This window comes from Mangrovibacillus cuniculi (assembly GCF_015482585.1).
In the GTDB taxonomy this organism is placed as follows: domain Bacteria; phylum Bacillota; class Bacilli; order Bacillales; family R1DC41; genus Mangrovibacillus; species Mangrovibacillus cuniculi.
In genome coordinates this window covers 2,174,480-2,189,481 of sequence record NZ_CP049742.1, presented here as the reverse complement: position 1 = coordinate 2,189,481, position 15,002 = coordinate 2,174,480, and the positions used below count along the sequence as shown (strand labels likewise).

Annotated in this window: 13 protein-coding genes; all 13 read left to right on the top strand. The window is 41.8% G+C overall.

All coding sequences use genetic code 11. The annotated features are described in order from the left end of the window. The first annotated feature begins 454 nt into the window (after window positions 1-454). Window positions 455-2,257, top strand: a complete 1,803-nt coding sequence (locus G8O30_RS11280) for a PLP-dependent aspartate aminotransferase family protein (protein WP_239672153.1) — start codon at window positions 455-457, stop codon at window positions 2,255-2,257. A gap of 12 nt (window positions 2,258-2,269) precedes the next feature. Next, window positions 2,270-3,238 (top strand): aliphatic sulfonate ABC transporter substrate-binding protein, encoded by a 969-nt coding sequence (locus G8O30_RS11275; protein ID WP_239672152.1) that lies wholly within the window; start codon window positions 2,270-2,272, stop codon window positions 3,236-3,238. 13 nt (window positions 3,239-3,251) lie between these two features. Then, window positions 3,252-4,088, top strand: coding sequence for an ABC transporter permease (locus G8O30_RS11270; RefSeq protein ID WP_338040622.1), 837 nt, complete (start codon window positions 3,252-3,254; stop codon window positions 4,086-4,088). A 15-nt stretch (window positions 4,089-4,103) separates the two neighbouring features. Further along, entirely contained in the window at window positions 4,104-4,832 is a 729-nt protein-coding gene (locus G8O30_RS11265) for an ABC transporter ATP-binding protein (protein ID WP_239672151.1), read from the top strand. Continuing rightward, window positions 4,829-6,418, top strand: a complete 1,590-nt coding sequence (locus G8O30_RS11260; RefSeq protein WP_239672150.1) for an AMP-binding protein — start codon at window positions 4,829-4,831, stop codon at window positions 6,416-6,418. Before G8O30_RS11265 ends, G8O30_RS11260 begins: the two co-directional genes overlap by 4 nt. Beyond that, window positions 6,393-7,439 (top strand): homoserine O-acetyltransferase MetX, encoded by a 1,047-nt coding sequence (gene metX, locus G8O30_RS11255; RefSeq protein WP_420844573.1) that lies wholly within the window; start codon window positions 6,393-6,395, stop codon window positions 7,437-7,439. Before G8O30_RS11260 ends, metX begins: the two co-directional genes overlap by 26 nt. A gap of 1 nt (window position 7,440) precedes the next feature. Further along, a complete protein-coding gene (locus G8O30_RS11250) occupies window positions 7,441-8,415 on the top strand; it encodes a homoserine dehydrogenase (protein WP_239672148.1) in 975 nt (324 codons plus the stop codon). Between the two features lie 144 nt (window positions 8,416-8,559). After that, a complete protein-coding gene (locus G8O30_RS11245; protein ID WP_239672147.1) occupies window positions 8,560-10,014 on the top strand; it encodes a S41 family peptidase in 1,455 nt (484 codons plus the stop codon). A 324-nt stretch (window positions 10,015-10,338) separates the two neighbouring features. Then, window positions 10,339-11,532, top strand: coding sequence for a PDZ domain-containing protein (locus tag G8O30_RS11240; protein ID WP_239672146.1), 1,194 nt, complete (start codon window positions 10,339-10,341; stop codon window positions 11,530-11,532). A gap of 93 nt (window positions 11,533-11,625) precedes the next feature. Next, window positions 11,626-11,832: a hypothetical protein gene (locus G8O30_RS11235; RefSeq protein WP_239672145.1), complete on the top strand. Its 207-nt coding sequence runs from the start codon at window positions 11,626-11,628 to the stop codon at window positions 11,830-11,832. Between the two features lie 59 nt (window positions 11,833-11,891). Beyond that, window positions 11,892-12,536 (top strand): YfbR-like 5'-deoxynucleotidase, encoded by a 645-nt coding sequence (locus tag G8O30_RS11230; RefSeq protein WP_239672144.1) that lies wholly within the window; start codon window positions 11,892-11,894, stop codon window positions 12,534-12,536. Window positions 12,537-12,602: 66 nt separating this feature from the next. Next, complete coding sequence (locus G8O30_RS11225; RefSeq protein WP_420844572.1) at window positions 12,603-12,836, top strand: DUF2198 family protein; 234 nt, start codon at window positions 12,603-12,605, stop codon at window positions 12,834-12,836. Between the two features lie 192 nt (window positions 12,837-13,028). After that, on the top strand, window positions 13,029-15,002 hold the full coding sequence (gene uvrB, locus G8O30_RS11220) for an excinuclease ABC subunit UvrB (RefSeq protein WP_239674549.1): 1,974 nt from the start codon (window positions 13,029-13,031) through the stop codon (window positions 15,000-15,002).

The following is a 15,002-nucleotide window of genomic DNA, read 5'->3' as shown; positions in this document are numbered from 1 at the left end:
GGAATAACGAGTGCTCAAAGAGATGAAAGTTTGTTTAGACCATTGATAAAGTTGCTTTACTATGCGAAAACGGTCGTCAAGGTGAGAGGAAAGCAAAAGTGAGAACCGCCAAAGAGAGAAGACGGTCGTCAAAGCGAGAAGAAAGCAGAGTTGAGAACCGCCAGCGAACGCAGACGGTCGTCAAATCGAGAGAAAAGCAAAGTTGAGAACCGTCAGAGAGCGAAGACGGTCGTCAAAACGAGAGGAAAGCAAAAGTGAGAACCGCCAGAGAGCGAAGACGGTCGTCAAAGCAAGAAGAACACAAAACTGAGAACCACCAACAACGAAATCCACCATGAAAGATCCTAAGCAATCAAAAATCATAGCAAGCTACCAACCGCCCCAACCATGACTACACCGTTACACTTTTACACTTTAAACCGACAAAAAACATCAAATTAGGAGGAATAATACAATGAGTAAACACGAATTTCAACAATATGATGCAGAAACGCTTTTATTACACGGAGGTCAATCTCCAGATCCAACGACTGGATCTCGCGCGGTACCAATTTATCAAACAACGTCTTACGTATTTGCCGACACCGACCATGCGCAAAGCTTATTCTCTCTAGATGAGCCAGGTAACATTTATAGCCGCATCGGAAATCCTACGGTCGACGTGTTTGAGAAGCGAATTGCACTCCTAGAAGACGGTGTTGCATCTGTCGCAACTTCTTCAGGAATGGCAGCAATTACGCTAGCAATCTTAAACGTTGCATCGGCTGGTGATCATATCGTTGCCGCATCTAACCTTTACGGTGGAACGTACAATTTGTTCGCCATCACCTTACCTCGTTACGGAATCGACGTATCGTTTGTTGATCCGAAAGATCCGAACGCATTCCGCGCAGCCGTTCACCCGAATACAAAAGCATTTTTTGCAGAAACGATTGGTAATCCAAGTCTTCACGTACTCGATATCGAAGCTGTTGCAGAAGCTGCACATGAAAACGGGCTACCGCTTATTATCGACAACACGTTCGCGACACCGTTTAACTGCCAACCATTGAAATTTGGTGCAGACATTGTCGTTCATTCCGCAACGAAGTGGATTGGCGGACATGGGACTGCAATTGGAGGAGTTGTGGTAGATGGAGGTCGCTTTAATTGGAATAGTGAAAAATTCCCTACTTTCACTCAGGCTGATGCAAGTTACAATGGAATCCGTTACGCAGTAGATTTTGGAACGTTAGCTTTTGCGACAAAGTTACGAGTGCAACTTCTACGAGACTTTGGAGCATGCTTGAGTCCGCAAAATGCGTTTTTACTTCTGCAAGGATTAGAGACACTGCACTTACGAGTGGAGAGGCATAATCAAAATGCCATCGAAATTGCACAATACTTAGATAACCACCCTGGAGTGGAATGGGTGACGTATCCTGGTCTTCCAACCCATCCATCCTACGAGTTGGCGAAAAAATACCTTCCAAAAGGAGCAGGATCTATCGTCGTTTTCGGAATTGAAGGGGGAAGAGATGCCGGTAAGAAAGCCATTGATGCTGTTTCCCTTTGGTCGCATGTAGCAAACGTTGGAGATGCGAAGTCACTAATTATCCATCCAGCATCGACAACTCACCAACAGTTATCCGCAGAAGATTTAAAGAAATCTGGCGTAACAGAGGAACTAATCAGACTTTCCATCGGATTAGAATCAACAAAGGATTTGCTGCATGACTTAGATCGTGCGATTGCACTTGCTACAGGAAAGTCTGTCCACTCCGAACCATCTTCTGCTATCACAGTAAACGATGAAGGAGTAATCAAGTGGGCGCTTCAATCTCCATTTAAAACAGAAACGGTTCAAGGGAACACAGTGCAAACGCCGAAGACATTAGCAATTGTAGGACTATCAAGTAACCCTGCTCGCCCAAGCTACCGCTTAGCAAGAAAGATGCAGCGATTAGGCTATAAAGTCATTCCTGTTAACCCAAGAGAAACGGAAGTGCTAGGGGAAACAGCTTATCCAGATTTACGTTCCATCCCAGTGGAAGTAGACATCGTGCAAGTATTCCGAAGCCCAGAAGCAGCGATTGAAATTGCGAAAGAAGCAGTGGAAGTACAGCCTCGTATCTTCTGGTTACAAGAAGGCGTTATTTCACCAGAAGCCGCATCCATTGCACGTGATGCAGGATTAGAAGTAGTGCACAATCGTTGCACCTATAAAGAAGCTCAGCGTATACGTGGATCCATCGTGACGTATGCTTGCGAAGTGTAGGAGGAAGAGAAGATGAAAAAAATTATTTGGGCACTTTTAACTGTAGGAATTATCGCTTCCTTAGTCGGCTGTTCTTCCAGCGCGACATCAGGAGACGGTAAGCCTTCTAAAATTGTAGTCGATTATGCGTATTACTCTCCAACTTCCCTAGTTTTAAAAGACAAAGGATTCTTGGAGAAAGCATTAGAAGAAGAGGGAGTGGAAGTGGAATACGTGTTATCTCAAGGGAGTAACAAAGCGCTAGAATTCCTAAACGCTGGAAGCATTGACTTTGGTTCCACTGCAGGAGCGGCGTCGTTTTTAGCAAAATCAAATGGCTCACCAATTGAAGCTGTGTATTCCTACTCCAAACCAGAGTGGACTGCACTTGTCACAACAGAAGATAGCGAGATTACGAAAGTAGAAGATTTAAAGGGCAAGAAAGTAGCAGCAACGCTAGGGACTGATCCATACATCTTCCTGTTGAGAGCTCTTAAAGATGCTGGTTTATCAGCAAAAGATGTGGAAATCGTTAATCTTCAGCATAGTGACGGGGCAGCTGCTCTACTAAACAATCAAGTAGATGCTTGGGCTGGGTTGGATCCTCACATGGCTAAAGTGGAGTTAGGTAACAATGCAAAACTATTCCATCGTAATCCTGATGCAAACACATACGGGATCCTAAATGTTCGTAGTGAGTTTGCCAAACAGTATCCAGAGTATGTAGATAAAGTTATCGCAGCATATGAAGAAGCGCGAGAATGGGCAATTGCCAATCCAGAAGAAACAGCAGCTTTACTGGCGGAAGAAGCAGGCATTGATTTAGAAGTAGCCAAAAAACAGTTAGAAAGAAACGACTTCTCTAACTCGGCAATCAATGATGACAAGAAAGAAACGATCTTAGAAGCCGGACGAATTTTACAAGAAGTAGAAGTGGTAAAACCGTCCGTTGATGTAGAAAAAACAGTGGATGAACTATTAAACGATCAATTTACAAAATAAAGGAGGTATTGTTGTGGCTGGACACTCCGAACAGGTACTAAGTCAAGGATCTGTTCCTACAACAACCAATGTGCAAGGAAAATCTAAAAAGAAGCAAACAGCTTGGATTGGGTGGGTTTTACCCGCCCTGCTTTTCCTCATCTGGGAAGCGGTAGGAAGGCTTGGACTCGTTCCATCCTATCAACTTCCGCCTCCATCTACCATCCTCACAACCATTTCGGAGATGGCGACAACTGGAGAACTTTGGCCGCATATAAGTGCAACCGTCATACGCGTTGCCCTTGGATTTGCGATTGGAACAGTCCTTGCAACCGTTTTAGGAGCAATTGTTGGGTACTTTAAGCAAACAGAACAAGCCGTTGATCCTCTCATTCAAGGATTCCGATCCATTCCTTCTTTAGCGTGGGTTCCCCTATTCATTTTATGGTTAGGTATTGGTGAGTCGTCGAAAGTTTTACTAATTGCAGTTGGCGTGTTTTTCCCGGTTTATTTAAATGTCGTCTCTGGCATTCACAGTGTCGATCGGAAACTACTAGAAGTAGGTAAACTTTACGAACTATCTTCTCTAGAGACCATTAAACGAATTATCTTACCAGCAGCGCTCCCATCTTTTTTCGTAGGATTGCGAAGTGGCTTAGGTCTTGGATGGATGTTTGTTGTAGCTGCTGAGCTAATGGGAGCTAGTCAAGGCTTAGGATTCTTACTTGTTTTTGGTCAAAACATGTCTTCACCAGATATCGTAATCGGCAGTATTCTACTATTTGCGATTATTGGTAAGGTAACAGATGCCCTAATTCAAATCGTAGAAAAGATGTCGCTGAAATGGCAAGACAGCATGAGAAACGTATAGAGAGGAGACGAACAAATGTTAACGATTCAAAAAGCTACACGACAATTTGATAACGGAGCAGGCTTTCGTCGCCTCTCTGTCGATATTCAAGAAGGCGAAATTGTTGGATTACTAGGAACGAGTGGCTGTGGAAAAAGTACGTTGCTTCGAGTTATTGCCAAATTAGACGAACTGACAGAAGGGAAATTAGGATGGTCAAAGTCTTCCAAAGACGTTGGCATGATTTTTCAAGAACCACGATTATTTCCGTGGTTAACGGTAGAAGAAAACGTTGGGTTCGTAAAGAATTCCGGTCATAAGGATCTACTTACCGTTAATGAATGGTTAGCAAGAGTAGGCCTTGAAGGAGCAAACAAGTTGTACCCGAAAGACCTCTCTGGCGGAATGGCACAACGTGTGGCGATTGCCAGAGCGCTTAGAACAAAGCCAAACTTACTTCTATTAGATGAACCGTTCAGCGCACTTGACGCTTTTACGAAAATGCAGTTACAAGACCTTCTTTTACAATTGTGGAAAGAAGAACAGAAAACGATGATCTTCGTGACGCATGATATCGATGAAGCCCTGTATGTTTGCGACCGAATTCTAATCATGAAAGGCAAACCAGGCGAAGTCATTGCAGATATCAAAGTAGAAGGAAATCGCACACGAGACCTGCAAGATGAAGCAAGAATTAGACAACGTGGAGAAATACTCTCGTTATTACACGTGACAGAAAAGGAAGGAGAGGACCGTTCAGAATGAGTATTCGTCAAAACTTAGCTTACCAAGCAATTGATCGTCATATCGAAGAAGGACACGGTGACGACATCGCGATTACATTTGTTGATGAAGGTGTCATCAGCAGGTATTCCTATCATTGGTTAAAGTTAGAAACAGACCTATGGGGAGCGAGGTTGAAGGAACTAGGTGTGAAAAAAGGTGACTTAGTATACACCTTCTTTCCAAAGCACTTAGATGGACACGTCGCTTTGCTTTCTGTCGTGAAAATTGGTGCGGTGGCAGTTCCGCTATTTGAATCCTTTATGGAAGAAGCATTATATGACCGAATGGAGGATGGTGGCGGTTCTGTCATCCTTACACATACAGAGTTCGTTGACAGAATTCCGTTAGAGCGCCTTTCTCAACGGGTGACCGTACTCGTGACAAATATAAAACAGGACGGTGACACTTTTCGTTCCTTTTCCTCCATCTCAGCTACAACAATTGACCATGTAACGGAAGCTGTTTCACCAGATGATCCTCTTAATATCCATTACACAAGTGGCTCCACAGGTAAGCCTAAAGGAATTGTTCATGCACACCGAGTGGTATCCTTACAGCGCAAAACCGGAAGAGAAGTATTGGCTATCCACCCAAAAACGGTGTATTGGTGCACAGCTCATTTAGGTTGGGTAACAGGTACGGTGTATGGCGCATTTGCTCCTTTTCTTAACAGAGCAAATGTAGTGATTGTGAATGGAAGATTCTCGCCAAACGTCTGGTATGAAGCCATTGAACAAGTAGGAGTGGAAGTATGGTATAGTGCTCCGACTGCTTTCCGTCTATTAATGGCTGCAGATCCAAACGTATTAGAGGCATACGATTTATCCAGTTTACGAGAGATTGCAAGTGTTGGAGAACCGCTAAATCCAGAGATTGTTACGTGGGGAAGGCGAGAATATGGCCTTACGATCCGTGATACATGGTGGATGACAGAGACGGGTTCTCAAATGATTGTTAACTTACCTGGAGATGAAGTGAGGCTAGGATCGATGGGGAAGCCGCTGCCATGGGTAACCATCGCGATTCTTAATGATAACGGTGAAGTGCTTCCAAAAGGGGAACTTGGACATTTAGCGATTAAATCCCCTTGGGAATCCATGATGAAAGAAGTGTGGAATAATCCTGAAAAATATCAATCTTACTTTGCTTTAAATAAAGATTGGTATTTATCCGGAGATTTAGCAGTCCAAGATCATGATGAATATGTGTACTTCCAAGGAAGAAGCGACGACATGATTAATTCATCAGGGGAGAGAATTGGTCCGTTTGAAGTGGAAAGTAGATTAATAGAGCATCCGGCTGTTGCGGAAGCGGGAGTGGTCGGTAAGCCAGATCCTGTTCGGGGTGAGATTGTGAAAGCCTTCCTAGTATTAAATGAAAGTTATCAAAAACAAAATCCGGATCAACTACTTAAAGAGATACGTCAGTTTGTGAAGGAAACATTATCTCCACACGCAGCACCAAGAGAACTAGAAATCCTATCTGAGCTTCCAAAGACGGCTATTAGTGGGAAAATTTTGCGAAGAGAGTTGAAGAAGCGTGACATTGCCATTGAGGTATCGTGAAACAGGAAAAGTACACATCGGTAGCTATACAACAGAAAGGGGAGAAGTCATTCCTGCTGTTGAAGTGGCATACGAGCGAGTGGGAAATCCGCATAACCCAGTTGTATTAGTTTGCCACGCTTTGACGGGAAACCAAGTTGCAGTTGGTACAGAAGATCAACCTGGTTGGTGGGCTGAGTGTATTGGTACTGGAAAGTATGTCGACACAAACGAGTTTCAAGTTCTTACTTTCAATGTCTTGGGAAGTTGCTATGGAAGTACTGGTCCTACAAGTACTTCTCCATCAGGAAAACCATATGGCGCAACATTTCCTGAAGTGACGATTCGAGATATGGTTCACGTGCAACGAAAAGCACTCGACAAACTGAACATCTCTTCCATTCATGCAGTAATTGGTGGTTCATTAGGAGGTATGCAAGTACTAGAGTGGCTTGTCCTTTATCCTTCTCTGATAAATAGGGCGGTAGTTTTAGCAAGTACAGCTGCATTAAGTCCATACGCCATAGCTTTTAATCATGTAGGGGAACAAGCAATTCTATTAGATCCTAACTTCCAAGATGGGAACTATCCGTCTAACGAAGGTTTGTCTGGATTATCTATTGCCAGAATGGTAGGGATGATTACGTATCGCTCAAAAACTTTATTCCAACAACGTTACGGAGAGGTGCGAAGCGGCATTCAGTCTTATCTAGACTATCAAGGAGAAATTTTTCTGCAGCGATTTGATGCAAATGCATATCTAAGGCTACTTCGAGCAATGAATCAACACGATATTGGACGTGACCGAGGAGGAGTAGAGAAAGTATTGAGAGAGATTCAAACTCCCGTCACGTTAATCGGATACGAAGGAGATTTACTTTATTCGATTGAGGAGATGGAAGAAATGGCAAACGTCCTACCAAATAGTACGTTTGTGAAAGTATCTACTGATTTTGGCCATGACGGATTTTTAGTAGAAGCAGATAAATGGGGGCCTGCGATACAAAGAGAGCTAGTAAACGGAGTAGAGGAGACGGTATAAAATGACAAGAAATGTTTATCGTATTGGGATTATCGGCTATGGAACAGTTGGAAAAGGTATTGTGAATGTCTTGGAAGAACAAAAAGAGAGAATTGCTTCTCTTGTTTCTCGAGAAATAGAAGTAGAGTACGTTTTAGTAAAAGATCGGTTGAAAAAGCGAGAGGGAGATCTCTCGTTTGTATATGATTGGGATGCATTTAAGCGATCATCATTCGATGTGGTGTTTGAATGTATTGTAGGTGTGGAACCAGCTGTATCTTACGCAACGTATTTTTTAGAACAAGGGATTCCAGTCATTACTGCTAATAAAGAAATGTTTGCGAAAAAAGGAAAAGCGTTACGAGAAGTAGCAAGTGAGTATGGCACATCTATTCGATACGAGGCGACTACCGGTGGTGCAATTCCTATCATCCGCTCCATCAATGAGCTGTTGCACATACAAACTTTCACGAGAATTGATGGAATTGTCAATGGGACAACGAATTACTTAGTCACCACACTCCGAAAAGAGGGAGGAGATTTCTTCGAGCATGTCAAAAAAGCGCAAGAAAAAGGCTATGCGGAAGCGGATCCTTCGTTTGATATAGATGGCTGGGATGCCTTATTTAAGCTACGCATTATGTGTGAATCTGTCTTTGGTAAATCACCAGATAAAGAAACGAGAATTCCTCTAGGTCCATTTGTACAGCAAGTGAAACCGAAAGAAGGAGAGCGTATTCGATATATCGCTTCTGCCTATTTTGAAGAAGATGTCTTACACGCCGTAATTGCTCCCAAAGTAATTCTGCCAGAACATCCGCTATTCGGAGTAGATGGAGTGACAAATGCAATAGCGTTGACGACAACCTACTCCGATGTTTTGACCTTCACGGGACCTGGTGCAGGAAGTTACCCAACAGCAAGTGCCATGGTAGATGATTGGATTTCATATGTAAAGTTAGTTAAACCAGTGGTTCCTGCTAGCGCCGGTAGATGACAAAACTTAGGAATAACCTGTCCTACTCCTTCATATAGTGGAGTAACAAGACATCATGACAAGAACTCGTCGCTTGTCATGGTGTTTTTTACTTTACGGAGATAAAGGGCTATATTAGGTGGTCCTTTTTATAGGAGGTTTACAATGCATACAAAAACTATTTCTACCATTATGGTTTGTTCTCTTTTAACTGGATCGGTTGGTGCGTACTTTGGCTCAGAGTGGAAGGAAAAGCAACTAACAGTAATTGAAACGGCAAACGGTGTAGCGACGCCGATTAACGGAAATATCACACCGGAACAAGAGGAGAAAATCAGACAAGCGTTCAGTTTAATTCACGACTCTTATGTAGAGGAAATGTCTGATGATGAGCTTGTGGCAGGTGCCATTGAAGGAATGGTTCAAACGTTAAATGACCCGTATTCAGTCTACATGGATGCAGAGACCGCAACTCGTTTCCAGCAAACATTGCAATCTTCTTTCGAGGGAATTGGTGCGGAAGTAACGGTGCAAGATGGAAAGCTAGTAATCGTTTCTCCATTTAAAGGGAGTCCTGCAGAAAAAGCTGGGTTAAAGCCGTTGGATCAAATTCTTGCGATAGATGGACAATCAGTGGAAGGATTAGATTTGGTAGAAGCGACCATGAAGATTCGTGGGGAAAAAGGCTCGACAGTGCAAATTCAAATTAAGCGAAAAGGGTTAGCGAATCCCTTAACGGTTATTGTGAAGAGAGATGAGATTCCTGTAGAGACGGTCAAAACAGAGATGGTAACGAAAAATGAGAAGACGTATGGCGTAATCGAAGTTAGTAGTTTTTCAGAACATACAGCGGAAGATTTCTTAACTTCTATTGCGGATTTGGAAGCGAAAAAAGTAGCCGGAATTATTATTGATGTCCGTGGAAATCCAGGTGGATTGTTATCAGCTGTAGAGAAAATGGTGCAGCCGCTGGTGACTGCTGAAAAGCCGTACTTGCAAATTCAAGAGCGAAACGGTGAAACAACAGGCTTTCAATCAAATAATGCAAAGAAAAAACCATATCCAATCGCGGTGTTAATGGATAAAGGAAGCGCGTCTGCGTCGGAAATTTTAGCGGCAGCATTACAAGAAGCGGGAGGATATCCGTTAGTTGGGGAAACATCTTTCGGTAAAGGAACCGTGCAACAGCCACTGGAACTGTCGGATAAGAGTACCATCAAGTTGACGATGGCAAAATGGTTAACACCTGATGGAAACTGGATTCATGGAAAAGGTATTAAGCCAACAGTAGAAGTACAGCAACCGGCCATTTTCCATGCGCATCTATTGCAGTTATCGGAAACATTGAAGCGTGAAATGAATAATGAAGAAGTGCTAGCGGCACAAGAAATGTTAGCTGGCTTAGGATATGAACCAGGTCGAACGGATGGTTACTTCAGCATTCAAACAGAAAAAGCAGTGCGCGACTTCCAAGTAGCACAAAACATCGTCGTCTCTGGACAAATCGATAAGCAAACGGCAATGGCATTGGAAGAACAGGTTCGAGCGGAGATCAACAAGCAAGAAAACGACTTGCAGTTGGCAAAGGCTGTGGAGATTTTGGAGGCTGAGGGAAGGTAGTAATGACTGGAGCGACCAAACTTCAGGGAAAGCGACCGAACTTCGGCCGAAGCGACCAAACTTCGGCGGAAGCGACCGAACTTCGGCAGAAGCGACCAAACTCCGGCGAAAGCGACCGAACTTCGGCCGAAGCGACCGAACTACAGCGAAAGCGACCAATTCTCCAAGCATAATGAATCACAAATAGTCCATAAGCAATAAACCTATAAAAAAACACCAAACTAAAGTAGAGTTTTGGTGTTTTTTTATGGTAATCGATTCCTGTTTGTAAAAGGAGTGTGATAAAATAAGAGTATTATAGTTTTTGATAAGGTGGTACTCAACATGGGAACCGTTTTACTAGAGTTGGTCAAAGGATTGGGATACATATTTATTCATCCATTAACATATGTCGCAGTAGCTTTTTGTGTTTTATTAGGTTACGTCCGTGTCAAACAAGAACGTAAACATTTTCATGTGAGAGCGCATGACGGTTGGTTTGAATTCCGCGAGTTTTTCACTCCAATTAGTATTGGCGCAGGTGTAATTTTATCAGCAGTCCTTCTTCTATTAGGACCGGTCTTACCGCTATCCTGGCTGTTAGTTACAACTTCTGTCATGCTGCTTACCGTGTTAAGTTTCCGTTATGAAATTGCATCAATGGCCTATGTCGTCCCTTTCGCAGCGTTAATGATTTACACCCTAAATCAAGGGGTAATTTCAAATCTTCCATCCTGGCTAGAGGTCTCAGAGGGAACAACTGTATATTGGACCGCACTGTTCGGATTGATGTCAATTCTACTACTAGTAGAAGGAATTCTCATTCGTTCGAAAGCTAGCAAAGCAACTTCTCCAAGAACCATAGTGAGTAAAAGAGGACAAGTCGTCGGAGTTCATCACTCCAAACGTCTGTGGTTTCTGCCGCTAATCTTCCTAGTTCCAACTGGTCCAATCAGTGATTCGACTTGGTGGCCAATTATTCATCTAGGAGAAACAGCTTTTCACATTGTTGGAGTTCCGCTCGTCTTAGGTTTCCACAAAAAGATCAAAGCGAGATATGCAAAAGAGGCAATAAATTTTATAGGGAAACAACTAGTTGCTCTTTCTATACTAGCGATAGGTTTGGTGCCTGTAGCGTACTTTCTTCCGGTAACAGTTCCGTACTTATTTGGACTTATTGTTGCTCTTCGACTAATACTTCAGTATGGTCACTTTAAAATTGAACAGACAAAACCTTTCTTCTATACGAAAAAGATGAAAGGATTGCAAGTACTTGGGGTTGTACCTAATTCTCCAGCAGATAAAATGGAAATTGTACCGGGGGAAGTTTTGTCGAAAGTAAACGGAATCCCTGTTAAAAATGAAAGAGAGTTATATGAAGCTATTCAAAAAAATGCTGCACATTGTAAAATTGAGGTGTTTGACTTGAATGGTGAGATTCGTAAAGTTCAACGTGCCTTATATGAAGGAGAACATCATCAATTAGGTGTTTTCGTTTTAGAAGAAACAAAGTCTTATAGTAATGCAGAGGTTTCATAAAAGCCATCCGTTTAGGGTGGCTTTTTGTGTCGTCATCACTTTTTCGATATAATTAGACGTATTTTGAACAGTGAGTTTGAGAGGAGTATGAAAATGGGTAAAATATCTATATTCGTTGGACTAATCTTTTTTGTTGTATTTGGAGGATCATTTGTCACAAGCCTAATCTCTTCTGGATATGTTAATGTACAAATGTTAATTGGTGCGCTATTAGGAGCGCTTCTTGCATGGACGGGTTACAGACGAACAGCTTTATTGAAAATGGCTAAGAAGAATCAAGATGAAAACGACAAAAACTAATTGAATAGATAGTCTATATATGTTAGAATATTCAAAATTCTTCTGCAGGAGTGAGTGTAATGGGTGTTCATGAATATTTTAAAAGCTTAGCAGACTTAGAAAACATCTATCGTTGTCCAGGAAAGTTCAAATACCAACTACACTCCGTGGCAAGTCACTCATTTAAAGTCACGAAGATCGCGCAATTTTTAGGTACAGTCGAAGAACAATCCGGGCAAGAAGTGGATTGGAAGACGCTTTATGAAAAAGCGCTCAACCATGATTACGCAGAACTATTCACTGGAGATATTAAAACACCTGTAAAGTACGCCTCTCATGAATTGAAAAAACTTTTTAGTCAGGTAGAGGAAGAAATGACGGCGAAATTTATTGAACGTGAAATACCGACTGAATACCATGAGGCGTTCTTTAGAAGATTTAAAGAAGGCAAAGACGAAACATTAGAAGGAAAGATACTATCGGTTGCAGATAAAATTGACCTACTATATGAATCTTTTGGAGAAATTCAAAAAGGTAATCCAGAACCGCTCTTCATAGAAATTTACGAAGAGGCGTTAACGACTATTATGAAGTTTAAAGAGATGGAGTCTGTTAAATTTTTTACGGAATCCATTTTGCCAGACTTAATGAGAGAACGATTTGTGGAACAGAGTGAAATGGTCTCCATAACGAAAGGAATCATTCAGAATAGTCAAGAAAAATAGCGTACTAAGACTTGCGCAAATCTTTATGGTCCCCTATAGTTAAAGTAAAAGGGGGCGTCAGGTGAAGTGATTGACAAAGTAATATCGGCAATGCTTTTTCCGGCGATCCTTGTCATCTTGTTTACACACATCACGTACAGCCGAACGGTTGCATTGTTGTTAACATTAGCATTAATCGCTGTTTCCGCTTATAAAGGATATACGCATACATGGGGCCTCATCATTATTGATGCAGCTTCCTTAACATTGGGCTTAGTGATTGCGAACTGGCTCATTAATAAAAACCGACGATTGGAGTAGATCGTTGGTTTTTTTGTTACGTGACCAGTAACAACTCATCGTTGACCACGTGATGTGGTCTGCTCTTAGATGAGTCTCCTTCATTTTAAAAATAAAATAACGAACATACTTTCGTATATTGTTGGTTAAAAATGACTTGCTTGTGGTAGAATAAAAATAACGAATCTTTGTTCTGTTTAGGGAGGTATTTCTCTGTTGAAAGAGTTTGAATTAGTATCCAAGTATACACCTCAAGGAGATCAGCCGGAAGCAATTAAGAAAATTGTGAAAGGTCTCCATGAAGGTAAAAGACATCAAACATTATTAGGTGCTACAGGAACTGGTAAAACCTTTACGATCTCCAATGTTATTAAAGAAGTGAATCGACCAACACTAATCATTGCCCACAACAAAACATTAGCTGGTCAGCTTTATAGTGAATTTAAAGAGTTTTTTCCGAACAATGCTGTAGAATACTTCGTTAGTTACTACGATTACTATCAACCAGAGGCGTATGTCCCACAAACTGATACGTACATAGAAAAAGACGCTAGTATTAATGATGAAATTGATAAATTGCGCCACTCTGCAACGTCCTCTTTATTTGAGCGAAACGATGTTATTATCATCGCATCTGTATCTTGTATATATGGTCTTGGATCTCCAGAGGAATACCGTGATTTAGTAGTTTCCTTACGGGTTGGAATGGAACTAGAGAGAAATCAACTTTTACGAAAACTAGTAGATGTTCAATATGAAAGAAACGATATTGACTTCCAACGTGGAACTTTCCGTGTTCGTGGGGATGTAGTGGAAATTTTCCCTGCATCGAGAGACGAGCGTTGTATGCGTGTAGAGTTCTTTGGAGACGAGATTGATCGTATTCGAGAAGTAGATGCGTTAACAGGTGAAATTCTAGGTGAACGTGAACATGTTGCTATTTTCCCAGCATCTCACTTCGTAACACGCGAAGAAAAAATGAAAAAAGCTATCATAAATATAGAAGCAGAATTAGAGGAGCGATTAGAAGAATTAAATGAACAAAACAAACTGCTAGAAGCACAGCGTTTAGAGCAGCGAACGCGCTATGATTTAGAAATGATGAGAGAAATGGGCTTTTGCTCAGGTATCGAGAACTATTCTAGACATTTAACTTTGCGAGAGTCTGGCGCTACGCCTTACACGCTCTTAGATTATTTTCCAAAAGATATGTTAATCGTAATTGACGAGTCACACGTTACGCTTCCTCAAATCAGAGGGATGTTTAATGGGGACCAAGCTCGTAAACAAGTTCTAGTAGACCATGGATTCCGTCTGCCATCTGCGAAAGATAACAGACCGTTAACGTTCCAAGAGTTTGAGAAACATGCTAGTCAGTTAGTTTATGTTTCCGCAACTCCAGGTCCATATGAAATCGAACATACTCCCGATTTTGTGGAGCAGATTATTCGACCAACTGGACTGTTGGACCCTACAATTGATATCCGTCCAATCGAAGGTCAAATCGATGACTTGCTTGGGGAAATTCAAGACCGTATCAATAAGAATGAGCGTGTGTTAGTCACAACTTTAACGAAAAAAATGTCTGAAGATTTAACGGATTATCTAAAAGACATTGGTATTAAAGTTCAGTACCTTCACTCAGAAGTAAAAACGCTAGAACGAATTCAAATTATCCGTGACTTGCGCTTAGGTAAATATGACGTTCTTGTGGGGATTAACTTATTAAGAGAAGGTTTAGACATCCCAGAAGTTTCGCTTGTGACGATCTTGGATGCTGACAAAGAAGGATTCTTACGTTCTGAGAGGTCTTTAATCCAAACTATAGGTCGTGCAGCTCGTAACTCTAATGGTCACGTAATTATGTACGCCGATAAGATGACGGATTCTATGACAAAAGCGATTGAAGAGACAAAGCGTCGTCGTGAAATCCAAGAAGAACACAATAAAAAGCATGGCATTACGCCAATGACTATACAAAAAGAAGTTCGAGACGTTATTCGCGCTACGCAAGAAGGCGTGGAACAAGATGAGCCTTTAGTGGAAGCGAAAAAACTAACGAAAAAAGAGCGAATGGTATTAGTAGAGTCGCTTGAAATAGAAATGAAAGAAGCAGCTAAACAACTAGACTTCGAGCGAGCAGCGCAGCTTCGAGACACGATTCTAGAGTTGAAAGCAGAGGGATAG